Annotated in this window: 24 protein-coding genes and 1 other RNA gene; 8 read left to right on the top strand and 17 right to left on the bottom strand. The window is 62.7% G+C overall.

Annotated features, from left to right (window positions below; translation table 11 throughout):
• Position 1: 1 nt before the first annotated feature.
• The 4 genes from I554_RS0114800 to miaA all read right to left on the bottom strand — a co-directional run bounded on the left by I554_RS0114800 (position 2) and on the right by miaA (position 4,498).
• The gene (locus tag I554_RS0114800; protein ID WP_024576318.1) at positions 2-874 is read right to left on the bottom strand and encodes an EamA family transporter; all 873 of its coding nucleotides are present in this window, start codon (positions 872-874) and stop codon (positions 2-4) included.
• Positions 875-895: 21 nt separating this feature from the next.
• Positions 896-1,438: an acetolactate synthase small subunit gene (ilvN, locus tag I554_RS0114795; protein ID WP_006021663.1), complete on the bottom strand. Its 543-nt coding sequence runs from the start codon at positions 1,436-1,438 to the stop codon at positions 896-898.
• A gap of 17 nt (positions 1,439-1,455) precedes the next feature.
• Entirely contained in the window at positions 1,456-3,234 is a 1,779-nt protein-coding gene (locus I554_RS0114790; protein ID WP_024576319.1) for an acetolactate synthase 3 large subunit, read from the bottom strand.
• A 274-nt stretch (positions 3,235-3,508) separates the two neighbouring features.
• On the bottom strand, positions 3,509-4,498 hold the full coding sequence (miaA, locus tag I554_RS0114785; RefSeq protein WP_024576320.1) for a tRNA (adenosine(37)-N6)-dimethylallyltransferase MiaA: 990 nt from the start codon (positions 4,496-4,498) through the stop codon (positions 3,509-3,511).
• A gap of 9 nt (positions 4,499-4,507) precedes the next feature.
• Here miaA and serB point away from each other — a divergent pair, with 9 nt between their 5' ends.
• The gene (gene serB, locus I554_RS0114780; RefSeq protein WP_024576321.1) at positions 4,508-5,401 is read left to right on the top strand and encodes a phosphoserine phosphatase SerB; all 894 of its coding nucleotides are present in this window, start codon (positions 4,508-4,510) and stop codon (positions 5,399-5,401) included.
• An 80-nt stretch (positions 5,402-5,481) separates the two neighbouring features.
• Here serB and I554_RS0114775 read toward each other — a convergent pair whose 3' ends face one another.
• The 11 genes from I554_RS0114775 to I554_RS0114725 all read right to left on the bottom strand — a co-directional run bounded on the left by I554_RS0114775 (position 5,482) and on the right by I554_RS0114725 (position 15,488).
• Positions 5,482-6,999, bottom strand: a complete 1,518-nt coding sequence (locus I554_RS0114775) for a DegQ family serine endoprotease (RefSeq protein WP_024576322.1) — start codon at positions 6,997-6,999, stop codon at positions 5,482-5,484.
• 135 nt (positions 7,000-7,134) lie between these two features.
• Positions 7,135-7,341, bottom strand: coding sequence for a DUF2065 domain-containing protein (locus I554_RS0114770; protein WP_024576323.1), 207 nt, complete (start codon positions 7,339-7,341; stop codon positions 7,135-7,137).
• Between the two features lie 42 nt (positions 7,342-7,383).
• Complete coding sequence (hflC, locus tag I554_RS0114765; protein WP_024576324.1) at positions 7,384-8,283, bottom strand: protease modulator HflC; 900 nt, start codon at positions 8,281-8,283, stop codon at positions 7,384-7,386.
• On the bottom strand, positions 8,280-9,422 hold the full coding sequence (gene hflK, locus I554_RS0114760) for an FtsH protease activity modulator HflK (protein ID WP_024576325.1): 1,143 nt from the start codon (positions 9,420-9,422) through the stop codon (positions 8,280-8,282). Before hflK ends, hflC begins: the two co-directional genes overlap by 4 nt.
• 182 nt (positions 9,423-9,604) lie before the next feature.
• Complete coding sequence (locus tag I554_RS0114755; protein WP_024576326.1) at positions 9,605-10,135, bottom strand: dihydrofolate reductase; 531 nt, start codon at positions 10,133-10,135, stop codon at positions 9,605-9,607.
• Positions 10,132-10,926 (bottom strand): thymidylate synthase, encoded by a 795-nt coding sequence (locus I554_RS0114750; RefSeq protein ID WP_024576327.1) that lies wholly within the window; start codon positions 10,924-10,926, stop codon positions 10,132-10,134. Before I554_RS0114750 ends, I554_RS0114755 begins: the two co-directional genes overlap by 4 nt.
• A 198-nt stretch (positions 10,927-11,124) precedes the next feature.
• Positions 11,125-12,111 (bottom strand): tripartite tricarboxylate transporter substrate binding protein BugD, encoded by a 987-nt coding sequence (locus I554_RS0114745; RefSeq protein ID WP_024576328.1) that lies wholly within the window; start codon positions 12,109-12,111, stop codon positions 11,125-11,127.
• Between the two features lie 137 nt (positions 12,112-12,248).
• Positions 12,249-13,763 carry a tripartite tricarboxylate transporter permease gene (locus I554_RS0114740; RefSeq protein WP_024576329.1) on the bottom strand — a complete coding sequence of 505 codons (1,515 nt, stop codon included), beginning with the start codon at positions 13,761-13,763 and terminating at the stop codon, positions 12,249-12,251.
• 7 nt (positions 13,764-13,770) lie between these two features.
• Positions 13,771-14,265 carry a tripartite tricarboxylate transporter TctB family protein gene (locus I554_RS0114735; RefSeq protein ID WP_024576330.1) on the bottom strand — a complete coding sequence of 165 codons (495 nt, stop codon included), beginning with the start codon at positions 14,263-14,265 and terminating at the stop codon, positions 13,771-13,773.
• Positions 14,266-14,355: 90 nt separating this feature from the next.
• Complete coding sequence (locus I554_RS0114730) at positions 14,356-14,889, bottom strand: chromate transporter (RefSeq protein WP_024576331.1); 534 nt, start codon at positions 14,887-14,889, stop codon at positions 14,356-14,358.
• Complete coding sequence (locus tag I554_RS0114725; RefSeq protein WP_024576332.1) at positions 14,886-15,488, bottom strand: chromate transporter; 603 nt, start codon at positions 15,486-15,488, stop codon at positions 14,886-14,888. The genes I554_RS0114730 and I554_RS0114725 overlap by 4 nt, the downstream gene beginning before the upstream one ends.
• Before the next feature lie 141 nt (positions 15,489-15,629).
• Here I554_RS0114725 and ssrA point away from each other — a divergent pair.
• The 6 genes from ssrA to I554_RS0114700 all read left to right on the top strand — a co-directional run bounded on the left by ssrA (position 15,630) and on the right by I554_RS0114700 (position 19,570).
• Positions 15,630-15,996: a transfer-messenger RNA gene (gene ssrA / locus I554_RS26430) on the top strand.
• Positions 15,997-16,179: 183 nt separating this feature from the next.
• Entirely contained in the window at positions 16,180-16,683 is a 504-nt protein-coding gene (locus I554_RS0114720) for a ClpXP protease specificity-enhancing factor SspB (protein ID WP_024576333.1), read from the top strand.
• A gap of 150 nt (positions 16,684-16,833) precedes the next feature.
• A complete protein-coding gene (gene fumC, locus I554_RS0114715) occupies positions 16,834-18,237 on the top strand; it encodes a class II fumarate hydratase (RefSeq protein WP_024576334.1) in 1,404 nt (467 codons plus the stop codon).
• 266 nt (positions 18,238-18,503) lie between these two features.
• Entirely contained in the window at positions 18,504-18,692 is a 189-nt protein-coding gene (locus I554_RS0114710) for a DUF4169 family protein (protein ID WP_024576335.1), read from the top strand.
• Positions 18,689-18,961, top strand: coding sequence for a ribbon-helix-helix domain-containing protein (locus tag I554_RS0114705; protein ID WP_024576336.1), 273 nt, complete (start codon positions 18,689-18,691; stop codon positions 18,959-18,961). The genes I554_RS0114710 and I554_RS0114705 overlap by 4 nt, the downstream gene beginning before the upstream one ends.
• 270 nt (positions 18,962-19,231) lie before the next feature.
• Complete coding sequence (locus I554_RS0114700; protein WP_029659535.1) at positions 19,232-19,570, top strand: ribbon-helix-helix domain-containing protein; 339 nt, start codon at positions 19,232-19,234, stop codon at positions 19,568-19,570.
• A 24-nt stretch (positions 19,571-19,594) separates the two neighbouring features.
• Here I554_RS0114700 and I554_RS0114695 read toward each other — a convergent pair whose 3' ends face one another.
• A complete protein-coding gene (locus tag I554_RS0114695) occupies positions 19,595-23,266 on the bottom strand; it encodes an AsmA-like C-terminal region-containing protein (RefSeq protein ID WP_024576338.1) in 3,672 nt (1,223 codons plus the stop codon).
• A gap of 170 nt (positions 23,267-23,436) precedes the next feature.
• On the opposite strand from I554_RS0114695, the gene I554_RS0114690 reads away from it, so the two are divergent.
• Positions 23,437-24,240, top strand: coding sequence for a class I SAM-dependent methyltransferase (locus I554_RS0114690; RefSeq protein ID WP_244432756.1), 804 nt, complete (start codon positions 23,437-23,439; stop codon positions 24,238-24,240).
• 108 nt (positions 24,241-24,348) lie between these two features.
• Here the strand turns inward: I554_RS0114690 and I554_RS0114680 are convergent, their stop codons facing one another.
• A complete protein-coding gene (locus I554_RS0114680) occupies positions 24,349-25,761 on the bottom strand; it encodes an FAD-linked oxidase C-terminal domain-containing protein (RefSeq protein WP_024576340.1) in 1,413 nt (470 codons plus the stop codon).
• Positions 25,762-25,767: the final 6 nt, after the last annotated feature.

Here is a 25,767-nt window from a genome sequence, read left to right as displayed (position 1 = left end):
ATCAGGCCACTTCAACCAGAGGCGGCGGACGGCGCGACAGCAGCATCACGGCAATGCCAAACACAACGACAACCATGCCGGTCAGACGCAACGTCCCGAACGTCTCGCCGAAAACGATACTCGATGCACCCGCGCCGAAAAACGGCACCAGCAGCGCAAACGGCACCACCTGCGCGGCGGAATACCTCCGCAGCAGCCGGCCCCAGATCCAGTAACCCAGTGTGGTTCCGAGCAGCGCCAGCGCCAGCACAGATGAAGCCGCCAGAAGAGACATGTGCGTCAGCGCATGCCATGTGACGGCCGGCCCATCGACGGTGAACAGAACCACGAGCAGCGGCAGCATTGCCAAGAGACCAATCCATGCGAACAAGTCGAGCATCGACACATCCTGCGCGCGGCGAAGCATCAGGTTGGAGACCGCAAAGCTGATCGGCGCGGTCATCGATACCGAAAACGCCCAGACGCTGAAATCGTAACCGACTGTGAAGCAGATCAGCAGCAACCCGCACATCGCGATCGCGATGCCGAGCATCTGAAGCCGCGTCGGTAGCTCACGCAGGAAAATCGCCGCGAAGGCGACGGTGAACAGAGCCTGGCTCTGCACGATCACCGCAGTCAGACCGGCCGGCACGCCATGCGCCAAGCCGTAGGTCTGCGCCAGGAACTGCGCCACCAGCAGCCAGCTGATCGCGATGATCAACCCCCATGACAGCTTCGGGCGCGGCAGAAACAGGCATGGCAGCGCCGTAATTCCGAAGCGCAGCGTCGTCAGCAGCGTCGCCGACATCTCGTCGACCGCGAACCGGGTCAGCACGAAGCCAACTCCCCATATCACGGCAATCGCGATTGCGAGTGCGATGTCGATCGGTTTCATGGGCAGGATGCGCGCGCGAGATTACATTTTTTCCGGACCGCGCGAGATGGCGGCGACGCCGGTGCGCGACACTTCGACAAGCCCGAGCGGTACCATCAGGTTGATGAACTGGTCGATCTTCGCAGTGCCGCCGGTGATCTCGAACACGAAGCTCTCGGTAGTGGCGTCGATCACCCGCGCACGAAACGCTTCCGACAGCCGGAGCGCTTCCATGCGAAGATCTCCGGTCCCCTTGACCTTCACCATCGCCAGTTCGCGTTCGATGGCGCGGCCGGTGAGCGTCATGTCCACCACGCGATAGACGGGAATCATGCGGTCGAGCTGATGCTTGATCTGCTGGATCACCATCGGCGTACCGGTCGTGACAATCGTGATCAGCGACATGTGCTTGGCGTGTTCGGTCTCCGACACCGTGAGACTGTCGATGTTGTAGCCGCGGCCGGAAAACAGGCCGATCACTCGCGCAAGCACACCCGGCTCGTTTTGCACGAGCACGGACAACGTGTGCGTCTCGTTCGGATCGTGACGCTCCTCCATGAAGTACGCGGATGCGGGCTGTTCCATTGTATCTGCTTTCATTGTCACACCAGCGCCTTGCCGCCGGCGAACGCCGCGGTCGTTGCTTCTTCGTTTGCTTCCGCCGGAAGCAGCATTTCGTTATGGGCCTTGCCCGACGGAATCATCGGGAAGCAGTTTTCCAGTGCGGCGACACGGCAATCGAACAGCACCGGCTTCTTGATCTTGATCATCTCGTCGATCGCACCGTCGAGGTCGGCGGGCTTCATCACCTGAAGTCCGACGCAGCCGAATGCATCCGCGAGCTTGACGAAATCCGGCAGCGCCTCGGAATACGAATGCGACAGCCGGTTACCGTGCAACAACTGCTGCCACTGGCGCACCATGCCCATGTACTGGTTGTTCAGGATGAAGATCTTGATCGGCAGTTCATACTGAACCGCCGAGGACATCTCCTGCATCGTCATCTGCACCGAGGCATCACCGGCAATATCGATCACGAGGCTGTCCGGATGCGCCACCTGCACGCCGAGCGCGGCCGGCAGGCCGTAACCCATGGTGCCGAGACCGCCGGAGGTCATCCAGCGGTGCGGCTCCTCGAAGCCGAAGAATTGCGCAGCCCACATCTGATGCTGACCGACTTCCGTCGTGATGTAGGTGTCGTGTTTCTTGGTCAGTTCGAACAGCCGCTGGATCGCATACTGCGGCAGGATGATGTCGTCGTTCTTCTTGTAGGCCAGCGAGTTGCGCGCGCGCCAGCGGCCGATCTCGAACCACCACGGATCGATCTTCGGTTTCTTCGCTTCCGCCTTGAACACCGTCAGGATGTCGCCGAGCACATTGGCGACATCGCCGATGATCGGCACATCGACGCGGATATTCTTGTTGATCGACGATGGATCGATATCGATGTGAATCTTCTTCGAATTCGGCGAGAACGCGTCGGTGCGGCCGGTGATGCGGTCATCGAAACGCGCGCCGATGCACAGCATGACGTCACAGTCGTGCATCGCCATGTTGGCTTCGTAGGTGCCGTGCATGCCGAGCATGCCGAGCCAGTTCTTGCCCGACGCCGGATAGGCGCCGAGGCCCATCAGTGTCGAGGTGATCGGGAATCCGGTGACCTCGACGAGCTCACGCAGCAGCTTCGAGGCTTCCCGGCCGGAATTGATGACGCCACCGCCGGAATAGATCACCGGCCGCTTGGCCGACGCGAGCAACGCCACCGCCTTGCGGATCTGCGCGGCATCGCCCTTCACGCGCGGGGCGTAGGAAACATGCACGTCAGATTTGCGCGGCGGATGATAAGTGCCGGTCGCGAACTGCACGTCCTTCGGCACGTCCACCACCACCGGACCGGGACGGCCCGTGGTCGCCACATAGAACGCCTCATGCAGAACCTTCGGCAGATCCTCGATCCGCCGCACCAGCCAGTTGTGCTTGGTGCAGGGCCGGGTGATGCCGACGGTGTCGCATTCCTGGAACGCGTCATTGCCGATCAGGTGTGTCGGCACCTGTCCGGTGATGCAGACCAGCGGGATCGAGTCCATCAGCGCGTCGGTCAGCGGCGTCACCATGTTGGTGGCGCCCGGCCCGGACGTCACCAGCGCAACGCCGGGCAGACCGGTGGAGCGCGCGTAGCCCTCCGCCGCATGGCCCGCGCCCTGCTCGTGCCGCACCAGGATGTGCTCGACATCGCTCTGCTGGAAAATCTCGTCGTAGATCGGAAGCACCGCGCCGCCCGGATAACCGAAGATGTGCTTGACCCCATGGTCCTTGAGCGCGCGGACGATCATCGCCGCGCCGGTCATCTGGTTGGGATCGTGTGTCTTGCTGTCACTCATGGTTCGCTCCGGGGCGCCGCTGGCGCTGATTTGGTCGAGGCTTCCTTACCGCATGACCTGATTTGAAACTGCTTCAAACTCTCGGGGTCATGCGCAAAAACAAAAAAGGGCCCGAGAGGGACCCTTCGCACACCGCCTTCTCGTGGGTAGCCGTCAGCTACCCCCAGCGGTGCGCCAGGGTACGACGGTAATAAGAAGGCTGGTAATTTTATTGCGCATGATCGTCTAAGCGTTTCCAAAGGTTGCGCGGGTTATACGACCCACAGGCCGAAAGTCAAGCCCGCGCTTGCCTTTCCGAGCTTACCGGTTTCCCGGCATTTGGCGATAGCGAAAGTGCATGGGTGAGCCATTCCCGGGCCGCATCGGGGGCCACCCATTCGAACTCCGGGAGCTGGTGCCTGAACCAGGTGAACTGCCGCTTGGCATAGTGGCGGGTGTCGATCTGGCCGGTGTAGACCGCCTGCTCCAGCGTGATCGCGCCCGCTAGGTACCCGATCAGCGCCGGCACCCCATGCGCCTTCATCGCAGGCAGCATCGGATCGAGCTTGCGCGCCGCCAGCGCCGCAACCTCATCCAGCGCGCCTGCGTCCATCATCGCTGTGAAACGCCTGTCGATCTGCGCATAGAGGTCCTTGCGCTCGGGTGCGAGAAACACGGCCTTCACACCCTCCGGTTCAAGCAGCGGCGGCAATCCATCACGATGCCAATCCGGCAGCGCACGGCCCGTCGCCTCGATCACTTCCAGTGCGCGCGCGACGCGCGCACTGTCGCGGGGTTTGAGTTTTTCGCCGGACACAGGATCCCGCCGTGCTAGTTCTGCGTGGAGAGCTTCGACGCCCTCGCGCTCCATCCGCGCCCGCACATCGTCACGCACCTCTTGCGGGATCGGCGGCACTGCCGACAGTCCCCGCGTCAGCGCCTTGAAATAGAGCCCGGTGCCGCCGATGAAGATCGGCAGGCGATTTGCTGCCCTCGCCTCCGCCAGCGCCGCCGCCGCGTCCGCAACCCATGTGCCCGCTGAGCAGTTCACCGCAGCATCGCAGTATCCATACAGCCGGTGCGGAACACGCGCTTCTTCTTCCGGTGAGGGCCGCGCCGTGATGATCCGCAAGTCACGATAAACCTGCATGGAATCGGTATTGATGACGACGCCGCCGGTCGCCTCTGCAAGGGCGAGCGCCAGCGCCGACTTGCCGCTGGCCGTCGGCCCTGCGATAAGCACGGCCTTGGTGCCGCCCTTCCCGTCTCCGTCATCCTTCAACATCGAGCCGTCATGTCTCTCGTCGCCACGCTGATCTGCAATCCCGCCGAGCCCGAGCTCGACTCCACCGCGATCGATGCCGCCCGCTCCGCGCTGACTTCGCCGGAACATGGCGACTGGCTGTTCGAAGGCGTCGCGGCCGACATCCGCTTTAGCAGCACCGAGGACATTCGCACAATTTCAGATCGTTTGCGCCAGGCGATGAGCGACATCCGCGTCGATGTGGTGGTGCAGCCCCAGATCGACCGGCGCAAGAAGCTACTGCTGGCGGACATGGATTCAACCATGATCGGTCAGGAATGCATCGACGAACTCGCCGACTTCGCCGGCCTCAAGGCGCATGTCGCGGCGATCACCGAGCGCGCGATGCGCGGCGAGATCGAATTCGAGCCCGCGCTGCGCGAGCGCGTGGCGCTGCTGAAAGGCCTGCCGGTCACAGTGGTCGATGACGTTCTCAAGAATCGCATCACCCTGACGCCGGGCGCGATCGAACTGGCACGGACCATGCGCGCGCACGGCGCCTACACCTGCCTCGTCTCGGGCGGCTTCACGCTGTTCACGAAAGCTGTTGCTGAGATGATCGGGTTTCAGGAAAACCGCGCCAACGTGCTGCTGGTCGAGGACGGCAAGCTGACCGGCCAGGTGGCCGAGCCAATTTTGGGACGCGAAGCGAAGCTCGCGACGCTGGTCGACCTGCGCGAATCCTTCGACCTCGACAATCTGGATACGATGGTGGTCGGCGACGGCGCCAACGATCTCGCCATGATCGAGCAGGCCGGCGCTGGCGTCGCCTATCATGCCAAGCCCGCTGTTGCGGCTGCCGCCGGCGCGCGGATCGATCACGGCGATCTCTCCGCGCTGCTGTACATGCAGGGTTACAAGCGCAGCGAGTTCGTTGCGGGCTGAAACCGCATATCGATCGCCGCCCGAAAACGAAAATGCCCGGCACATTGGCCGGGCATTTTTTATTATGTTGATCTGGCGCGTTACTTCACCGCCAACGCCACAAAGCGCAGCTCACCGCTGCCGTTGGACACCAGAAGCAGCACGGACTTCTTGCCGTCTTTTTTCAGCTGGTCGACCCGTTTCTTGACGTCGGCCGCATTCGTCACCGCTTCCTGCGCGACCTCGACAATGACATCGCCGGCGCTGAGCCGCTTTTCAGCAGCATCCGACCCATCATCAACGCCGGTCACGATCACGCCCTTGACGCTGTCCTTGATCTTGTAGCGCGCACGCAGGTCCTTGCTGAGACCGGCGAGATCGAGGCCCAGCGCCTTTTGCGTCACAGGCTTTTCGGCCTCGACCGGGCTGGTGGTCTTGGCCGAGGCCTCGACCGGCTTCTCGCCATCGTCGAGACGGCCGAGGGTCACCTTCCTGGTCTCTTCCTTGCCCTTGCGGATGATGACGACGTCCACGGCCTTGCCGACCGGCGAGTCGGCAACAGCGCGCGGAAGATCCTTCATCTCCTTGATGTCCTTGCCGTCGAACTTGACGACGACGTCACCAGGCTCGATGCCGGCAGGCTTGGCCGGACCCTTGTCATCGACGCCCGCGATCAACGCGCCGCGAGCCGGCTTGATGCTGAGGCTCTCGGCGATTTCGTCGGTGACCTGCTGAATGCGGACGCCGAGCCAGCCGCGGCGGACTTCCTTGAACTGGCGGAGCTGATCGACCACCGCCATCACGGTCTTCGACGGCACGGCGAAGCCGATGCCGATCGAGCCACCCGACGGCGAGATGATCGCGGTGTTCACCCCGATGACTTCGCCGTCGAGATTGAACAGCGGGCCGCCGGAGTTGCCGCGATTGATCGCCGCGTCGGTCTGGATGTAGTTGTCATACGGCCCCGAGTTGATGTCGCGGTTGCGCGCCGAGACAATGCCGGCGGTGACCGTGCCGCCGAGGCTGAACGGGTTGCCGATGGCAATCACCCACTCGCCGAGGCGCAGGCTGTCGGAATTGCCGAACTTCACCGCGGTGATCTTCTTCTCGGGCGGCGTGAACTTCAGGACCGCGAGGTCGCTCTTCTTGTCCCGGCCAATCAGCTCAGCCTTGATCTTGGTACCGTCGTTAAGAATGACGTTGATCTCGTCGGCATCGGCGATGACGTGATTGTTGGTCACCACGGTGCCGTCGGTATCGATGATGAAGCCTGAGCCGAGCGAGTTCACCTTGCGCGGCGAGTTGCCCCTGGAGTCCGGACCGCCGCGGCGGTTTTTGAAGAACTCATCGAAGAACTCGCTGAACGGCGAGTCCGGCGGCAGTTGCGGATTGGCGCCGCGCTTGTTGCCACGCTCGTCACTGCCCCTGTCGCCGTCGTTGTTCTTGGCGTCGACGGTCTGCGAGGTGGAAATGTTGACGACCGCGTCGATCACCTTCTCCGCGACGTCGGCGATGCCTTCCGGTCCGCGGGCCAGCGCAGGCGTCGCAACGATGGCGAAGCCGACAGCCGCGGCGAGCGGCAACAGGCGGCGGCTCAATGCTTGAAACGCATCGGACATGGTCGAAAAGTCTCCTGAAAGGGGGCGGATCATTTGCATCCAGATTGCGCCTGAACGCGACGGGTGCGCAAGCACCACCATTGCGCGGCATTCCAGCGATCAACCTGCCGATTACGGCGAAAACCCGGCTTTAGGTCAGCCCTGGTGCCGCACCAGCCAGATCAAAAGCAAGCCTACCACCGCCGAGACAAGCCCGACGGCGCGCAGGATGTTGTCCGGCGAGGACAGCGCGCTCTTCATCGCCGAACGCATCCAGTTCGGGAGCGCCGTGAACAGCAGGCCCTCCAGAACCAGCATGACCCCGACCCCGACAAGGAGGTCGCCGTACCCGATCGACTTCATCCGAACACGGCTCCTGCCTGATCCCGCTCTCCGCGCCGCATATTAACGCGCGGAACCCGCAGCGGCGGGAGGCTTGCCCGCCGGATTTGCGAAGTACCGGAAAAACTCCGAATCCGGCCGCAGCAGGAAGCGCGTATCGTTGCTCTTCAGGCTGTTCTCGTAAGCGGTCATCGAGCGATAGAACGCGAAGAAGTCCGCGTCCTTGCCATAAGCCTCTGCGAACAGGCGGTTGCGCTCGCCGTCGCCCTCACCGCGGACCTGTTCGGCCTGCGAGTTGGCGTCGGCGATGATCACCGTCGCTTCGCGGTCGGCCCTGGAGCGGATTTCCTGCGCCTTCTGGCCACCCTGCGCGCGGAACTCGGCCGCTTCACGCTGACGTTCGGTCTGCATGCGCTGATAGACCGCCTGGCTGTTCTGCTCGGGCAGATCGGCGCGGCGAATGCGCACGTCGACCACCGAAATGCCGTAGCTGGTGGTTTCGCGGTCGAGTTGGGTGCGAATCTTGCTCATCAGCGCATCGCGATCATCCCGGACCACGGTGATGAAGGTCACTTCACCGAGCACACGGCGCATCGCCGCGTTCAGCAGCGTCGTGAGCTGGATGTTGGCGGCCTGAATCGAGCCGAGGGTCTGATAGAAGCGCAGCGCGTCCTTGATGCGATAACGCGCGAACGCGTCCACCACGAGGCGCTTCTGGTCCGACGCGATCACTTCCTGCGCCGGATTCTCCAGATCGAGAATACGCTTGTCGATGCTGATCACGGTGTCGATGAACGGCACCTTGAAGTTCAGGCCCGGCGTCGTCACCACGCGCACCGGCTCGCCGAGGCGCACAAGCAAAACCTGCTGCGTCTCGCTCACGGTGAACAGCGAGCTGTAGCCGACGACAACGGCGACCAGAACTACGAAAAGAGCGACGATACCTGCGATGCCGTTTTTCATCGGTTGCTCCCGCCCTGCTGCGGCGCTGCCGGCGTTGTGCGGCGTCCAATCTCGCTCAATGGCAGATAGGGCACGACGCCCGGCGCCGATGCGTTCGCGCCCTGATCGAGCACGAGCTTGTCGGATCCGCCGAGCACCCGCTCCATCGTTTCCAGATAGATGCGCTGCCGCGTGACGTCCGGCGCCTTTTTGTATTCCTCATAGACCTTCAGGAAGCGAGCGCTTTGGCCCTTGGCTTCCGCCACCGCCTGCTCCTTGTAGCCTTCCGCGACCTGCAGGATCTGCGCAGCGCGGCCACGGGCATCGGGAACGACGCGGTTGGCGTAGGTCTGTGCTTCGTTCTGCAAACGCTCGAAGTCGGCGCGGGCCGCCTGAACGTCGCGGAATGCGTCGATGACCTGCGACGGCGGATCGACCTTCTGCATCTGCACCTGCTGGATCAGAATGCCTGAGCCGTAGCTGTCGAGCGTTTTCTGCATCAGTTCGAGCACAGCCGCTTCAGTCTGCGTGCGCGCGCCGGTGAGGATCGGCTGGATCTGCGAACGGCCGATGATGTCGCGCATCGCGCTCTCGGCAACCGCTTTCACGGTGCCTTCCGGATTCTGGATGTTGAACAGGAAGTCGCCGACGCCGTCAGGCTTGATGCGCCATAGCACCGTGAAGTCCACGTCGACGATGTTCTCGTCGCCGGTCAGCATCAGGCTTTCCTCGGGAACGTCGCGAATGGTGGTGCCACCGCCACGGCGCGAGTCATCGACAACACGCATGCCGATGCTCAGGGTCGAAACACGCAGCGCCTTCGGCAGCAGCACGGTCTCGATCGGATAAGGCAAATGATAGTTCAGGCCGGGCTGAACCGTGCGCACATGCTTGCCGAAGCGCAGCACCACGCCGAGTTCTTCTGACTGTACACGGAAGAAGCCGGACAATCCCCAGATCGCCAATGCGGCGACAAGGATCAGCGCTATGCCCATGCCGCTGAAGTTTCCTCCCGGCAGCATCGTCTGCAACTTGTCCTGGCCGCGGCGCAGAAGATCTTCAAGATCAGGCGGCTTGGGTCCTGGCGATTGCGGCCCGGAGCCCCAGGGACCCTTCGGACCGGAGCCCCAGGGGCCTCCGCCTTGATTCTTCCACGGCATCGTCGATCTCCTCCGCGCGAAGCTCGCGCTCCGCAAACTCTTGGGGCCTTATAGGGGACGCGCCCGGTCCTTACAACGCAGGACGCTGCCCTTCGAGAGCTATGGCGCGGGGCGAATTTGTCAATGGAAACATCGCGAAACGGAGTTAATGCCGCACTCTGCGGCACTTTGCGTCGCAGCCCCTAACGCCGTCTTTCATATGTGACGTAGGAGAAATCGACCGTATCTCTTTCGCCCCTTGAATGGCGGGTTCTTGCTGTTTCCCGCCACTCCGCGAGATCAAGCGGCTTCAGGAACGTGTCGCCTTCCGGCGTCGCGTGAACTTCGGTGATCTCCAGCCGGTCGGCCTTCGTCAACCATTGCTCAAAAATCTCGGCGCCGCCGATCACCATGATCTCAGTGACGAAACGCCGCAGCGCATCGCCCCGCGCAATATCGAGCGCGGCGTCGAGCGATGTCGCGACCGCAATGCCCGGCGCCTGAAAGGCCTTGTCGCGCGTCACGACAATATTGGTACGGCCCGGCAAAGGGCGTCCGATAGACGCGAATGTCTTGCGGCCCATAATGACAGGGTGCCCCAACGTAATCGCCTTGAGACGTTTAAGGTCGGAGCTAAGATGCCACGGCATCGCATTATTGAGGCCGATGACGCCGTTCTCCGCGACGGCAACGACAAAGACGATATGCGGACGTGAAGCTGTCGGCGCGTTCAAACCGCGACCTCGGCCTTGATGTGCGGATGCGGGTCGTAGTTCTCGAGCTTGAAGTCCTCGTAGCGGAACGAGAAGATATCCTTCACATCGGGATTGATCTTCATCGTCGGCAGCGCTCGCGTCGGACGCGTCAGTTGCAGCCGCGCCTGCTCGATATGGTTCAGATAGAGGTGCGTATCGCCAAACGAATGCACGAAATCACCCGGCTTCAGCCCCGTCACCTGCGCCACCATCATCGTGAGCAGTGCGTAAGACGCGATGTTGAACGGCACGCCGAGAAACACATCGGCCGAGCGCTGATAAAGCTGGCACGACAGTTTGCCGTTCGCGACATAGAACTGAAACAGGCAATGGCACGGCGGCAGCGCCATCTTGTCCACTTCAGCCGGATTCCAGGCACTGACGATCAGACGGCGCGAGTCCGGATTTTTCCGGATCATCTCGATCACATTGGAAATCTGGTCGATTGTGCCGCCATCCGGCGCGGGCCATGACCGCCACTGCGAGCCATAGACCGGGCCGAGATTGCCGTTCTCGTCAGCCCACTCGTCCCAGATGCGAACGCCGTTGTCGTTCAGGTATTTGATGTTGGTGTCACCCGCCAGGAACCACAGCAGTTCGTGGACGATCGACTTCAGATGAAGCTTCTTGGTTGTCAGCAGCGGGAAGCCCGACGCCAGATTGAACCGCATCTGATGGCCGAAGATCGACAGCGTCCCGGTGCCGGTGCGGTCGGTCTTTTCCGCGCCGTCGCTGAGGATGCGTTCGAGCAGGTGGTGATACTGGTTCATGGGACCTATTTAGCCTGACGCGCGCCGCGATTCGATTTCGGCCGGGCAATTATACCCTGAAAAGTGGCCTCCCGCGGCGCACGCGCATGATCCGGAAAAGCGGGAACCGGGTTTCCGAAAGATCATGCCCCAAATGACAAAAGACAAGGGGCGGAACTCACGTCCCGCCCCTGCCAAACCCGTTAGATTTCAACAATATCAGTTCGAAAGTGGCTTCAGCACGCCCGACCATTTGGTGATTTCGCTGTCGACCAGGGTCTTCAGCGATTCCGGTGTGCGCTCTGCCGGCTTCGGAATGACGCTGCCGAGCTCGAGCAGGCGCTTCTTGACGCCCTCGTCATCCAGCGCCTTCACCAGCGCGGCGTTGAGCTTGGCGACGATCGGCGCCGGAGTGCCCTTCGGCGCGAAAATCGCGTTCCAGGCCTGTGCCTGATACTCAGGCAGGCCGGCCTCGGCGGTGGTCGGCACGTCCGGCAGTGACGGATTGCGCTCCGGCGTTGCCACGGCATAGGCCTTGATGGTGCCGCCCTTGACCTGCGGCACGGCGTTGACGATCTGGTCGCACATGTAATCGACCTGGCCGCCGACCAGTGCATTCATCGCCGGGCCGGTGCCGTTGAACGGAACGCCGGTCGGGCTGATCTTCAGCACCGAGTCCAGCAACTGGCACGACGAATAGGACACCGAGCCGACGCCGGCGTGGGCTTCATTGAGCTTGTCGGTGTTGGCCTTCAGGTAGGCCACGAATTCCTTGAGATCCTTCGGCGGGAAATCCTTGCGCGCAAGGATCAGGATCGGCGTGCCGGCGATCAAACCGACGGGCTCGAAGTCCTTCGACGGATGATAGGCCAGCTTCGGATACAGCGGCACCGATGCGGCGTGCGTGCCCATGTGGCCGGTGATGAGCGTGTAGCCGTCCGGCGCGGCCTTCGAGGCGCGCGTCGATGCGGTGGTGCCGCCGGCGCCAACCACGTTTTCGATGATGATCGACTGGCCGAGCGTCTGCTGCATATGGCCGGTCACGATGCGGGCGATGACGTCGGTCGGACCACCGGCCGCGAACGGAACGATCATCGTGATGTTGCGCGTCGGATAGTCCTGCGCCTGCGCGGGCGCAGCAGCCAGGCCGGCCGCAGCCAGTGCCGAGAACCCGCACGTCGCGAGCATACGTTTAAGCAAATTCATAACGTTCTCCCGAATGTTATTGATTATGGATAGATGCGTCCTGCCCGCAGTCTCAGCATCACCGGGCTGGATGAGTCCATTCAACTTGATACCTAGAAGAGGCAAAGAGGCGCGGCGCAACGCCGCACCTCCTGTTCTCAGTTCTCGGACTCGACGAAGACCTCATCGCGTTTTTTGCGCAGTGCAGGAAGCAGCGAGAGGATCAGCAGGAATGCTGCGACGGCCATCAGGGTGGCGGAGAGCGGGCGGGTCAGGAACACCGACCAGTCGCCGCGCGAGATCAGCAGCGCACGGCGCAGGTTCTCCTCCATCAGCGGGCCGAGCACCATGCCGAGCAGCATCGGGGCCGGCTCGAAGTCGTGCTTCACCAGCCAGTAGCCGACGAGGCCGAAGGCCGCCGTCAGCACCACGTCCATCGGCGCATTGTTCACCGAGTAGATGCCGATCGCGCAGAAGATCACGATGCACGGGAACAGCAGCCGGTAAGGCACCCGCAGCAGGCGCACCCAGATGCCGACCAGCGGCAGGTTGATGACCAGCAGCATCAGGTTGCCGATCCACATCGAGGCAATCATGCCCCAGACCAGTTCGGGTTGCTTCTGCATCACCTGAGGACCGGGAACGATGCCGTGAATGGTCATCGCGCCGACCATCAGCGCCATCACCGCGTTGGGCGGAATGCCGAGCGTCAACAGCGGAATGAACGAGGTCTGCGCCGCAGCGTTGTTGGCGGCTTCGGGAGCAGCGACACCCTCGATGGCGCCACGGCCGAAGCGCTGCGGCTGCTTGGAGATCTTCTTCTCGAAGGTGTAGGCGGCGAACGACGCGATCACCGCGCCGCCGCCCGGCAGGATGCCGAGGATCGAACCCAGCACCGTGCCGCGCAGTACCGCGGGGATGGAGTCCTTCAGGTCCTTCTTCGTCGGCATCAGGCCGGTAATCTTCTGCTGCACCAGGCTGCGTTCCATCGACGCGCCGGGATCGAGGTTGCGGATGATCTCGGCAAAGCCGAACAGGCCCATCGCCACGGTGGCGAACCCGAGACCGTCGGCGAGCTCGGGAATGTTGAACGACATGCGCGAGGCGCCGGTCTCGATGTCGGAGCCGACCATCGACAGCAGCACGCCGAAGGCGATCATCGCGATGGCCTTGAGCACCGAGCCCTTCGCCAGCACCACGGCGAAGATCAGGCCGAGCACCATCAGCGAGAAGTACTCGGCGGGGCCGAACGCCAGCGCGAGCTTGGTCAGCGGCGCGCCGAGAAGCGCAATGAGGACCGTCGCGACGCAACCGGCGAAGAAAGAGCCGATGGCGGCGATCGCCAGTGCCGGGCCAGCGCGGCCCTGCTTGGCCATCTGGAAGCCGTCGAGCGCGGTGACCACCGAGCCGGCCTCGCCGGGAATATTCACCAGGATCGAGGTGGTGGAGCCGCCGTACTGTGCCCCGTAATAGATGCCGGCAAGCATGATCAGCGCGCCGACCGGCGGCAGGCCGAACGTGATCGGCAGCAGCATCGCCACCGTCGCAATGGTGCCGATGCCGGGCAGCACGCCGACCAGCGTGCCGACCAGCGCGCCGATCAGGCAGAGACCGAGATTGACAGGCGAGAACGCGACGCTGAAGCCGAGCGCGAGATTTGCAAAAATATCCATGACGGCCTCAGCGCAGAATGCGTGGGAAGAGATCGAGCGGAAGCCCGAGCGCATACGGGAACAGCAGCGCACACCCGATCGTCAGGAAGATTCCGACGATGACGGCTTCCGTCCACTTGGTCTCGTCGCTTCCCATCGCGGCGATCAGGAAGCTCACGAACGATGAGACGATCAGGCCGAGGGGACGGATCGCAACCGCGAACGCGAGGATCGACAGCGTCACGAACACCGGGCCGCGAATGCCGTAGCGTTGCAGCGGCGGGCCCTCCATCAGAAACCCGGTCAGCGCAACGCCGGCGCCGAGCGCCAGCAGCAGGTAGGCGAACATCCGCGGCGCCGTGCCCGGCCCGAACGAAAAGCCCCGCATGCCCTGAAGATCGCTGGACGCCCACAGGGCGAACAACGCAATCGCCATCAGCGCCAGACCGCCGTAAAAATCCTGTGGGCCCTTGATAAGTCCTCGCGCGGCCTTGCCCGCTGCGCTCTCCGGCGCGTCACTCATACTCGTCATCCCCCTTGAATCACGGGCTTGAGCCCGGTCTATTCTTGTGGCGCAGGCTGTCCCCCCGCACTCTTTGCTTATCGATTTTCGTCAGACGATGCCAGCAAAACCGAGAATCCCGCCCACAAGCAACATCCACAGCGGGTTGAGCCGGGTCACCAATGCAAGCGCTGCAGCGCCAACGATAACGCACGCCGCAACCCATGTACCACCGGTCGTGAGTGCCAGAATGAGCCCGCTGGCGCACATCAGGCCGATCGATATCGGAACCAGCGCCGCCTGAAGGATCGCGGGCCAGATGGACTGGCTCGATCGCCTCAGCATATTGCTGACGAAATAGGCAAACACCGCGGACGGACCGCACATGGCGAATGTCGCGACCAGCGCGCCCGCAATGCCAGCCACATGATAGCCGATCAGCGTCACGATCAGCACATTCGGCCCCGGCGACAATTGCGCGATTGCGAACATGTCTGCGAACTGCGCGTTCGACAGCCAGTGCTGCACATCGACAGCGACCCGATGCATTTCCGGAATGGTGGAATTGGCACCGCCGATCGCAAGCAGCGACATCAGGCCGAATGTCCATGCCAGCGTCAGAAGCGTTCCCGCGGGCGAATTCACGACGCGGCCCTCCTTCTCATCAGGAAGGTCACAACGATGCTGAGCGGGATCGCCGTGAGCAGAACCGCCACCAGCGGCAGCCGCAACAATCCGATGGCAATGAACACGGCGGCAAGCAACGCAAGAGCAACAGGATCGCGCTTCTTCAAAAGCGGCATCATCATGCGCAGGATGACCGCGAGGAACAGTCCGACCGCAGCACACGACACACCTGTCAGTGTGCGTTGCAGCGCAGGAATCTCTCCATAGCGCGCGTAGATCGCGGCGAGGACCGTCACGATCACCACCGGCGGGCCGACCAGCCCGAGAAATGCGGCGATGCTCCCCGGAATGCCGCGAAAGCGCGCGCCGAACACCACGGACAGATTGACGATGTTCGGGCCCGGCAGGAAATGGCACAGCGCGAAGGCTTCATTGAATTCGTCAGGCGTCATCCAGCGGTGCTGGTCGACGATGGCGCGCCGCGCCCACACGAGGACTCCGCCAAAGCCGGCCAGTGACATCTTCGCGAACGCAACGAACAGTTCGAGCAGCCCCGGACGCTCAGGCGTCAATGCATCAGGAGATTGGGGAATCGCGGAAGCGGTGTCTTGAGACATGGCCCGATTTAGAATGGCCGCTGGTGGCGGCCAAACGCTATTCCGGTGCTGGGCGCATGCGCTGGGCGCGTATCGGGGACGAACGCAAACCTCACGCCGCGTGATGCCGTCCCGCTGGCCTCTTCGCGAAAGCAGAACAGGGGCCTTTTGTCGTCGGGGTTTGCCCCCTATATTGAGGGTGCCGGTTCGCCGGCTATGGAAATAAATGGCCGTCGTAATAAACCATTCGGACCCGGGGGCAGCACCCGGCGCCTCCACCAAAGCCCGGATTTCCCGGCCTGAAAGGGCGGGTTTTGGCGGGGGCGAAACAGGATCGACGAGGGCGTAAAGGGCTCGCTTTTTCTCGGTATGGTTCCGCCGTTATCGGGCTATGCAATAGTTGCAAACGACAACTATGCTCCGGTTGCTCAGGCTGCGTAACGCAGTTTGAAAAACCAAGTCTAAAGTCCTAGGGGATTAAGCCCCTCTAGGCGGGGTTCGGAGGCACCTGGCAACAGAAGCCTCCACTTTCATCTTGTTGCATTGAATTTGTCAGGCGGACGCGTTGCGGCGTGTGAGAATATCTGCGATCTGCCGGGCGCAGGTGCTGACCTGCGGGTCATGACCGGATAGCATGGATCAAACCGCGAGTCGGAACGTTCACGTCAAGCGACTGAATTTCGACGAGACCACACTTCGACAGGACTACCTGATGGCGACCGATCACATTCGTTACGACGTCCTTGCACGCGACGCCCTGCGCGGCGTGCTGAAGCATGTGCTCGCGGACGCCGCCGAGCATGGCCTGCCGGGCGAACATCACTTTTACATCACATTCCTGTCCAAGGCCGAAGGGGTGAAACTGTCCCCGCGCCTGCTCTCGCAGTATCCGCAGGAAATGACCGTGATCCTCCAGCACCAGTTCTGGGATCTCGTGGTGACCGACGATCGTTTCGAGGTCGGGCTGTCGTTCAACGGAATTCCCGAGCGCCTCGTCATTCCGTTCAGTGCGATCAAGAGCTTCTTCGATCCCTCCGTTCAGTTCGGACTGCAATTCGAGCCCGTCGAGGAATCCGCCGCGGCGGCCGATGCGCCGACTGTGGAGACGCTGCCGGTTGCAGCCGCCTCCGAGGCTCCTGCTGAAGCTGGCGACGAGCCCGTCAAGCAGGGTGAAGGCGCCGAAGTCGTGCGGCTCGATCGCTTCCGCAAGAAGTAATCCGGCGCAGACGCCTTTCCCTCACACCATCTTGAAGCATTTCTAAATTCAAGCACGCGTTTCCACACATGCGGGAGCGCGCAGCGGTTGCGTGCGCCTGTTACGAAGTCCTAAACTTCGGCATTCACCAAAACGCACCGGAAAAACATCATGGCGACCCAGAAGAAAACGACGCGCACCGAAACCGACACGTTCGGACCGATCGAAGTGCCGGCGGACCGCTACTGGGGCGCACAGACCGAGCGTTCGAAACACAACTTCAAGATCGGCAATGAGCGCATGCCGATGCCGATCGTCCGCGCACTCGCCATCGTCAAGCTTGCAGCGGCGCAGACGAACCTTGAGCTCGGCCTGCTCGACCAGCGCCGCGCCCGCGCTATCGTCCGCGCCGCCCGGGAAATCATCGACGGCAAGCTCGACGACAATTTTCCGCTGGTGGTCTGGCAGACCGGCTCGGGCACGCAATCCAACATGAACCTCAACGAGGTGATCGCCAATCGCGCCAGCGAACTGCTCGGCGGCGAACCCGGCACCAAGAAGCCGGTGCATCCGAACGATCACGTCAACATGAGCCAGTCGTCAAACGACTCGTTCCCGACCGCGATGCATATCGCAGCCGCAGAGCGCATCACGCACGATCTGATTCCCGCGCTGATCCTGTTGCTGAAGGCGCTGCGCCAGAAGGAAAAAGCCTTCGCCAGGATCGTCAAGATCGGACGCACCCACACCCAGGACGCGACGCCGCTGACGCTTGGTCAGGAATTCTCCGGTTACGCCGCTCAGGTGGAGAGCGGTATCGCGCGGATACGCGCCGCCGCGAAAGATCTTTACCCGCTGGCGCAGGGCGGAACGGCAGTGGGAACCGGCCTCAATTCCAAGCCGCGATTTGCCAAACTGTTCGCCAAACAGGTCGCTACGCTGACGAAGCTGCCCTTCACCAGCGCGCCGAACAAGTTCGAGGCTCTGGCATCGAACGACGCCTACGTGTTCGTGCACGGCGCGATCAATTCGATGGCCACCGGCCTGTTCAAGATCGCCAACGACATCCGGCTGCTCGGCTCCGGACCGCGCTCCGGGCTTGGCGAACTGATTCTTCCGGAAAACGAACCGGGATCATCGATTATGCCCGGCAAGGTCAATCCGACCCAGTGCGAAGCGATGACCATGGTGTGCTGCCAGATCTTCGGCAATGAAACGGCTATCACCGTCGCCGGCAGCCAGGGTCATTTCGAACTCAACGTGTACAAGCCGGTGCTCGCGCATTGCATGCTGCAATCGATCCAGTTGATGGCGGATGCCGTACGTTCGCTTACCGAACACTGCATCCTCGGCATTCGCGCTGATGAGAAACGCATCGATGAACTGATGCGGCGTTCACTGATGCTGGTGACGGCGCTGGCGCCGAAGATCGGCTACGACAACGCCGCGAAGGTCGCGAAGACCGCTCACGCGAACGGCACGACGCTGAAGGAAGAGGCTGTGCGACTCGGCTTCGTGTCGGCAGCTGAATTCGATCGGCTCGTGAAGCCCGAAGAAATGACGCATCCCGGCTAGTTAGAATGAATCTTTGCGTACATTAACTCGCCGTAACATTTCGGACATCTCGTCGCACCGCCTAAAGTCCTACGCCAATTGGCTACCACCTACTAGTTATCGCATGCTAACTTTTCGGTGCTGCGCACTGCATGTGCACACCAACCACGAATGACTTTTTGAACGGACCCGTCTGAGCAACGCAGCTCAACGAGTCGCAGAACACAACAAACCCGCGCCATTGCATCTCGCGCTCTTTGTTGCTGTTGTGAAATGAAGGAGGCGTCATGGGCGACCTGGTCAACCTGAAACAAATCAAAAAGCGCATTGCGCGCGAAGAAGCAGACAAGCAGGCCGAGACCAATCGCATTCGCTTCGGCCGCACCAAGGGCGAGCGCAGCCGCGACGAGCGACAGGCGCAGCGTGCGAGCAACATCCTCGACCAGCATCGCATCGATGATGGGACGCCAGCATGAAATCGCCTGTCGTCAAACGATCGATCGTCGTCGCCGGCCACAAAACCAGCGTCAGTCTCGAAGAGGCTTTCTGGAACGGTATGAAGGAAATTGCTTCGGTGAGAAGCCTGACCTTGTCCGAGCTTGTCGGCGAGATCGATGGCGGTCGCCAGCAGGGCAACCTGTCCTCCGCAATTCGGCTGTTTGTGCTGGACTATTTCCGTTCGCGGGCACTCCCTGCGGCTGGAAACGGCAGCGGCCGGATGCAGGTGGAAGACTCCCATCCGTAGTTTTGCGCACAACGCAGCTACGATCCTGACTCCGCCGTAGGTTTTCGCACGAATACCGCAGGTAGCTGGTTTCAGTTACTATGTACCCGTGTCTCGAACCACATACCGTTTCGGGGCCGGCTGCGGGGGCGGCCATACAGTTTTCGCGACAGCGGTCTGTATTCTGATCCGCGCGGTTCGAGCGAACATCTTGCAAAAGCGCCAGAGGCTCATCTCCGGCGAGACATCGTCTCGCCGCGTGCGGATGCCTGGCCGGTGGAGGATCCTTCGATGCAGGACGATACGATGATGCAGGACCTGGACGCCGCAGAAGGCGTCCGGCCCCGCGGCGTGAAAGAATTCGCGGTGGTCAAGCGCTCCGTCGTGGTCGGCGGCCACAAAACAAGCGTCAGTCTCGAGGACGCCTTCTGGACCAGCCTGAAAGACATCGCGACCCGCCGCGGTCTCCCGCTGTCGACGCAGATCGACGCCATCGATCGAACCCGCAAGACCAGCAACCTGTCGTCCGCGATCCGGTTGTTCGTACTGGATCATTTCCGCGCGCGCGCTGTCACGTCGGTCTTCATTGGCGAACGGCTGCCGTCTCCAAGCATTGCGCCAACAAGTTGATTCACCTCCCAGATTGCTGCGGGATCAAAACGTCCCGGCCGGCGATGATGGAGCCGGGCGCTGCTTCGGCAACCTCATGGCGCCGGGGGCCGGCTTGATGTCGATCGGCGGCGGCAGTGGCTGCACCAAGGGGCCTCCGCTCGAAGCGGGAGCAGGTTGCGCGACCGGCGGAGGCACCGCGGGCGGCGTGACCGCAGGGGAAGCGACCGGTGCACGAGGCACGGCAGCCTTCGCCCCTGAATTCTTGCGCCGCGGATCGCGATTCGGAATCTTCACCTCCGACGGCGGGATAGGCTCGGCCTTCGGCAATTCCTCTTCCCACAAGCCGTCAGGGTCCAGCGACGGCGCAACACCACGCTCCAGCTGATCGAGCCGCCGTGTTTCACGATCGATCGCACGCATGCCGAGCCATGACGACAGCGCTGCCACGTCGACCGTACGCGCCAGCCTGTCCGGCGAGCCATTCAGGTCGACGCGAATTTCCGGGCGCCCTTGAATCAGCCGCGTGGTGACCGGCGACATCACTGCGCGAATATCGGCCTGATCCGCCAATAGGTCGTATCCACCGGCAATCGCAACACGGGCGCGCGACGCGTCGAGGGTCGCAGCTTCGACACGCAAACGGCCGTCCTTGATGGTGAAGGGTATCTGCGCGGACGGCACCTTCAACGCCCCCGCAACCAGCATCGGTTCGACGATTTCCTTCAGCCTGATATCGTCAGTCGCCTGGCCACCATCGCTGGCGCGAACCGCCGCTTCGAACGCACGCGGATCAAGCCCCGCGATACGCGCGTCGGTGAGCGTCAGAGTGCCAGCGCCCGAGAGCGCACCGGTCAATCCGGCGGCGCTGCGCCCCTGCCCGGCCAGTGTCATTTTCAGCGCCACCTTCCCGTCCGGCACCGCAAGGCCGCGGTAGCGAAGCGCCGGGCCATCGACGCCGGTCACCTGCACCCGCGCATTGAACGACGTTCCCTGACCCGTTCCCTGCGCGGCCTGACGCGCATCGAGATCGATCACTGCTTCACCGCCGCCCATGCCAGCTTTGACATTCTCGAGCACGAGAGATTGTCCGTCGCCCTTGATCGCGCCGCTGATCGGGCGCAATTCCCCGCCACCGGGCAACGTCCCGCTCAAGGCCTGAAACGCGAGGCGTCCGCGCCAGCCGCGCAACCATCCCCGGCCGAGCGGCGCCGAGGCATCACGGCCGATTGCTCCGAACGCAACGCCGGTCACCGCCGCGACGTCAAGCGTGTCGAGACCAACCTCCCCGTCGACGCCGATCTCATCACCGCGCGTCAATACAAGCCGGCCGCGGATTCGCGATCCACCCACGGTGGTGTCGAGATCATCGAATGTGAAGGTGTTGCCCGCGACACCGAGGCGCGACGACAGCGAAACGCCTGGCGCTGGCATGCTCCCACGTTGCAGATCGAACAGCGCGGCGAGATCGGCGCGGCGCACTGCGACGGTCAACGCGGCCGTCGATTGGTCCGCCCATGGATTGCCGGTGCCTTGAATGTCGCCATCGACACCCGCCCCCGTCAGCTTGGCTTTCAGTTGCAGCGGCGAACCCCAGACGCCGGCGACCGACGATTCAAATTGCGCGGGGCCATCACCCGGCGAAATGATCCGGTCCAGGCCGAGCGATGCCACGATGGTTGAAGTCTGGTTCGCCGTCAGGCTGGTTTCCAGATTGAATGGGTTGCCTCGCAACGCCGCAAGATCAAGCCCGCGCGCAAGATCGATACTCGGAGATCCCTTTAGCGTAATCGTACCCTTGAGCTGCGGCGCTTCGATGTTGAGCACAGCTTCCGCATCGCTACGGCCGGAACGGTCCTTCGCCTTGCCAAGTGTGGCGGCCACCAGCATCACCGCGGATCCGGGCTCCTTCGGAAGCGCTGCCAGCCGCTCGGCCAGCGCGGGAGCAAAGGGCGAGACGAGGCTTCCAACCCGCTCCAGCGATGAAGCCGATGCGTACAGCCCAAGCTTGCCTCCCCCCTCAGCGCGATCGAACGATCCTGTGCCGCTGACGGCAAGATCGCTGTTCGCATTGCCAATCTCAATGCGATCGAGTGCGAACTTTGTGGGACCGAAACTCAGACTGACTGCGACCGGACGAACCGTCTCTCCAGCCAGCACGGCGCTCTCGGCATTGAGCGTGACTTGCCCCTCGTCCGGCCATCCGGATTGTGGACCCACCAGCGCACCTACAAGCGGCGACATCGCATCGAGATCGAAGCTCGGAGCCTTCAGCACCGCCTCAAACCGCGTCTTGCCGTCAGCGACATTCAACAGCGCGAGGCGGCCCTCCATCGTGCCGCCATTGACGTCCGCCTTAATGCCATCGAATGCGACGCGATCCGCTGCGACCGTCGCATCGCCGCGCAGGCGCAGCGGCTTCTGATTGCGATACGTCGCGTCGCTCCGGCCGTGCAGCCATGCTGCGAGCACAGCCGGATCGGACGATTCGATGCTGACCGGCCCCGTGAAGCGCGCTGATGCACCCGGTTGCGCAACGATGCCGTTCGCCGAAACACGCGTCGCACCGGGTGCGCGCATCTCCAGTTTTACGATGGTCCACGCCTGCTCGTCGCCGCGCAGTTCGACGGCAACATTCTGGAGCGGCCGCCCGCCGAGCGCGATCTGATCGGCACTGGCTTCGATCTGCGCCGGAAGCGGCATCACCGGCAGCGACGTTACCAGCGTTCGCATCGCGGGAAACAGCCGCATCGGTTCGGCGTTCGTAGCCCCTTTCGCCAACAACCGATCGGCATCGAGCTGACGCGCCGACAAGACGAGATGCAGCAGCGGCGATGCACCGAACCTGATATCACCGCTACCCGTCAGCCGCAGTGCATGGTCTTCGGGGCCATACGCAGCTTCGACCTGCTCGAATGCCGCTGACGACGGACTGGCTTTCACACGCGATGTCAGCCGCCACGGTTGTCCGGATTCGGTGGATTTGGCATCGGCCGGCCGCGCCAGCGTCAGGCCGCCCTCGAAAATCGGCACGGCGCTATCGAATGTCAGCACGCCATCGAGATCGGCCAGCAGCGGCCGCTCCCCCGGCTCAACAACGAACCGCACACGCGTCCCCTTGCCGTCACTGCTCTGCCCCGACGAAATGCGAAATGGCGTCCGCGCTCCGAGCAGCGTGAAAGACCCATCCCCGCGCAGGCTGCTAGCCAGCGCGCGCACGTCGCCGCTGAACTTCAGATCGTCCATCAGCAGCGTCTTGCCACTCGACGCATCATGCAGCGCGATCCGCCCGGCGACATTCATCCGGTCGATGGCGAGCGAGCCGAGGTTGAAGCGGCCCCCCGTCGAGGGCCACTCGAAGCGGCCCTGACGGTCGAGGCCGAGGTCGAGCATAAACCCGTCCAGCGACAGCTCGCTGGCACGCCACTCGCCGCGCATCAATGACCCGAGGCTGAATTCGACGTCCAGTTTCCCGGCCCGAACCCTGGCCGGATCGTTGTCGCCGCCGATGGCAACCGACCGCAGCCGCAGTGTCGGCGTCGGCAGCAGAAGGGCATCCAGTTTGCCACCGACGCGCACCGGTGCACCGACGATGCGGGACGCCTCCGCCTCGAATTGAGGGCGGAACTGGTTCCAGTCGACGAAATAGGGACCGACCAGCGCTGCGATTAGCGCAAGAATGAAGGCAATGGCCAGTCCGAGCAGCGTGGTCTGCAAGGTCTTTCCTCAGTGGGATCGGACATCGGATGGCACGAATATTGAACCTGTGTGTGGCTTAGAATACTAAGTTTAACAGGCTTCGTTCACAACCCTGTAACCCCGTGGGGAAGATGTCCGAGAAGATTGCGCGGCCAGCGGAAAGAACCGGCGCCTCACCCGAGGCAATCATGTCGCATTACGACATGGGCAATGACTTTTTCCAACTCGTGCTCGATCCCGAGATGATTTATTCGTGCGCGCTGTTCGGAGATGGCGACGATCTCATTACGGCGCAGCGGCGCAAACTCGATCACCATATCGAAGCCGCCGGTGCAGCGAACACCGCGCGGGTTCTCGACATCGGCTGCGGATGGGGCGCGATGCTCCGGCGGCTAGTCGACCATGCCGGCGTCGCCCATGCGGTCGGATTGACGCTCAGCCCGTCGCAGGCCGCCTGGATCCGCGATGGCAGGAATCCCAAAATCGAGGTGCTGGAACAGGACTGGCGCGACCACAAGCCTGAGCGCCGTTACGACGCCATCATTTCGGTTGGGGCGTTCGAGCATTTCGTCCAGAAGGGGCTCGACCCTGCGGCAAAGCTCAAGGCCTATCGCGAATTCTTCGCCTATTGCGACAGCGTGCTTGCGATCAACGGAAAGGTTTCGCTGCAGACCATCGCCTACTCCGAACGGACCAAAGTCCAGCCGCTGCTGGACAAAACCTTTCCGGAAAGCGATCTGCCGCTGGAGTGGGAGCCGATCGCAGCCGCCGAAGGCACCTTCAGCCTGATCGCCGCGCGCAATGACGCCGATCACTACTATCGGACGCTGGTGCTGTGGGAGCAGAACCTGCTCGCCAACTACGACAAGGCGGTCGCGCTGGTCGGCAAGTCGAACACCGATCAGTTCCGCCGCTACCTGAGGATGTCCGCCGGCGGCTTCCGTGCCGGCATGGTCAGCCTGATGCGTTACAGCTTCCGGAAAAAATACTAATCGCTGGCCTTCAGCTGAACCGGACGAACGGGGCAATCTGGCGAGCCTGACCGAGCACCGACAACGCCTCGGTGGCGACGCTGTTCACATCCATGGCTATCGTATCGGTCACGACGGCAGGATCTTGCCGGGGTTCAGAATGTTGTGCGGATCGAGCGCGGCTTTTAGCGCGCGCATCGCCTGCACGGCTTCGGGCCCGAGTTCTGTTTCCAAATACTGCTGCTTGCCCTGCCCGATGCCATGTTCGCCGGTGCAGGTGCCGCCCATGGCCTGAGCCCGCTCAACCAGGCGATGGAGAAATCCATCCGCGCGCTGCATCTCGTCCGGATCGTTGACATCGACCAGCATCGAGCAGTGGAAATTACCGTCGCCGACATGACCAACGATCGGGGACAGGAGACCGACAGTCTCCAGATCCTTTTCGGTCTTCACCACGCATTCCGCCAGCCGCGAGATCGGCACGCACACGTCGGTCGCCACCGCCTGCGCACCGGGGCGAAGCCCGCGTACGGCCCAATAGGCATCATGCCGCGCCTGCCAAAGCCGGGTGCGGTCTTCCGGACGCGTCGCCCACTCGAATCCACCACCGCCGCATTCAGCGGCAATCTCGGCAAACATCTTCGACTGCTCGGCGACCTCGGCCTCGGTGCCGTGGAATTCCAGCAGCAGCAGCGGCGTTTCAGGCAGCGACAGCTTTGAATAAGCGTTGCAGGCCTTCACCTGTGCGGCGTTCAGCAATTCGATGCGTGCCACCGGAATGCCGGTCTGGATCGCGAGAATGGTGGCGTTGCACGCCCCCTCGACGCTTGCGAACGAACATGACGCAGCGGCGATGCTCTGGGGAATGCCGCGCAGCTTGAGCGTGATTTCGGAGATGATGCCGAGCGTCCCCTCCGCGCCGATAAACAGATGCGTGAGATCGTAACCGGCCGAGGATTTCTTGGCGCGCGTGCCTGTGGTGATGATCTCACCGTCGGCGCGCACGACCTTCAGCGCGAGAATGTTGTCCTTCATCGTGCCATAGCGCACGGCGTTGGTGCCCGATGCACGGGTGGACGCCATCCCGCCGATCGACGCATCGGCGCCCGGATCGATCGGGAAAAACAGACCCTGATCGCGCAGGTGCTCGTTGAGCGCCTTGCGTGTCACGCCCGGCTCGATCAAGCAATCGAGATCGTCGGCATGCACCTCGAGAATGCGGTTCATTTCGCGCAGATCGATGCAGACGCCCCCCGCCGGCGCATTGACCTGCCCTTCCAGCGAGGTGCCGGTGCCGAATGGAATCACCGGAACGCGGTGCTTCGCGCAAATCCGCACCACATCCTGAATGTCTTCCGTGGTCCGCGCCATCACCACCGCGTCCGGCGGCTGCATCGGCAGCCAGGTGGTGGTATGGGCGTGCTGTTCGCGCACCGCCTGTGACGTGATCAGATTGTTACCGAACCGCGCGGCAAGCGCTTCGATGGCGCCGGAGAGCGCGGATGGTGCGGGACGTGTCAGGACTGCGTTGGAAAAGGCCACGGCTGC

The sequence above is a fragment of the Afipia sp. OHSU_II-C1 genome (assembly GCF_000497575.1).
Classification (GTDB): Bacteria; Pseudomonadota; Alphaproteobacteria; order Rhizobiales; family Xanthobacteraceae; genus Afipia.
Note: the sequence above shows the minus strand (reverse complement) of the source record. Positions and strands in the feature narration are given on the sequence as shown.

Bases quoted from the DNA above. Each gene is read 5' to 3' on its own strand.
- I554_RS0114800 (WP_024576318.1), bottom strand. From the start codon at position 874: ATGAAACCGATCGACATCGCACTCGCAATCGCGATTGCCGTGATATGG.
- ilvN (WP_006021663.1), bottom strand. From the start codon at position 1,438: ATGGAACAGCCCGCATCCGCGTACTTCATGGAGGAGCGTCACGATCCG.
- I554_RS0114790 (WP_024576319.1), bottom strand. From the start codon at position 3,234: ATGAGTGACAGCAAGACACACGATCCCAACCAGATGACCGGCGCGGCG.
- miaA (WP_024576320.1), bottom strand. From the start codon at position 4,498: ATGTTGAAGGATGACGGAGACGGGAAGGGCGGCACCAAGGCCGTGCTT.
- serB (WP_024576321.1), top strand. From the start codon at position 4,508: ATGTCTCTCGTCGCCACGCTGATCTGCAATCCCGCCGAGCCCGAGCTC.
- I554_RS0114775 (WP_024576322.1), bottom strand. From the start codon at position 6,999: ATGTCCGATGCGTTTCAAGCATTGAGCCGCCGCCTGTTGCCGCTCGCC.
- I554_RS0114770 (WP_024576323.1), bottom strand. From the start codon at position 7,341: ATGAAGTCGATCGGGTACGGCGACCTCCTTGTCGGGGTCGGGGTCATG.
- hflC (WP_024576324.1), bottom strand. From the start codon at position 8,283: ATGAAAAACGGCATCGCAGGTATCGTCGCTCTTTTCGTAGTTCTGGTC.
- hflK (WP_024576325.1), bottom strand. From the start codon at position 9,422: ATGCCGTGGAAGAATCAAGGCGGAGGCCCCTGGGGCTCCGGTCCGAAG.
- I554_RS0114750 (WP_024576327.1), bottom strand. From the start codon at position 10,926: ATGAACCAGTATCACCACCTGCTCGAACGCATCCTCAGCGACGGCGCG.
- I554_RS0114745 (WP_024576328.1), bottom strand. From the start codon at position 12,111: ATGAATTTGCTTAAACGTATGCTCGCGACGTGCGGGTTCTCGGCACTG.
- I554_RS0114740 (WP_024576329.1), bottom strand. From the start codon at position 13,763: ATGGATATTTTTGCAAATCTCGCGCTCGGCTTCAGCGTCGCGTTCTCG.
- I554_RS0114735 (WP_024576330.1), bottom strand. From the start codon at position 14,265: ATGAGTGACGCGCCGGAGAGCGCAGCGGGCAAGGCCGCGCGAGGACTT.
- I554_RS0114725 (WP_024576332.1), bottom strand. From the start codon at position 15,488: ATGTCTCAAGACACCGCTTCCGCGATTCCCCAATCTCCTGATGCATTG.
- I554_RS0114720 (WP_024576333.1), top strand. From the start codon at position 16,180: ATGGCGACCGATCACATTCGTTACGACGTCCTTGCACGCGACGCCCTG.
- fumC (WP_024576334.1), top strand. From the start codon at position 16,834: ATGGCGACCCAGAAGAAAACGACGCGCACCGAAACCGACACGTTCGGA.
- I554_RS0114710 (WP_024576335.1), top strand. From the start codon at position 18,504: ATGGGCGACCTGGTCAACCTGAAACAAATCAAAAAGCGCATTGCGCGC.
- I554_RS0114705 (WP_024576336.1), top strand. From the start codon at position 18,689: ATGAAATCGCCTGTCGTCAAACGATCGATCGTCGTCGCCGGCCACAAA.
- I554_RS0114700 (WP_029659535.1), top strand. From the start codon at position 19,232: ATGCAGGACGATACGATGATGCAGGACCTGGACGCCGCAGAAGGCGTC.
- I554_RS0114690 (WP_244432756.1), top strand. From the start codon at position 23,437: ATGTCGCATTACGACATGGGCAATGACTTTTTCCAACTCGTGCTCGAT.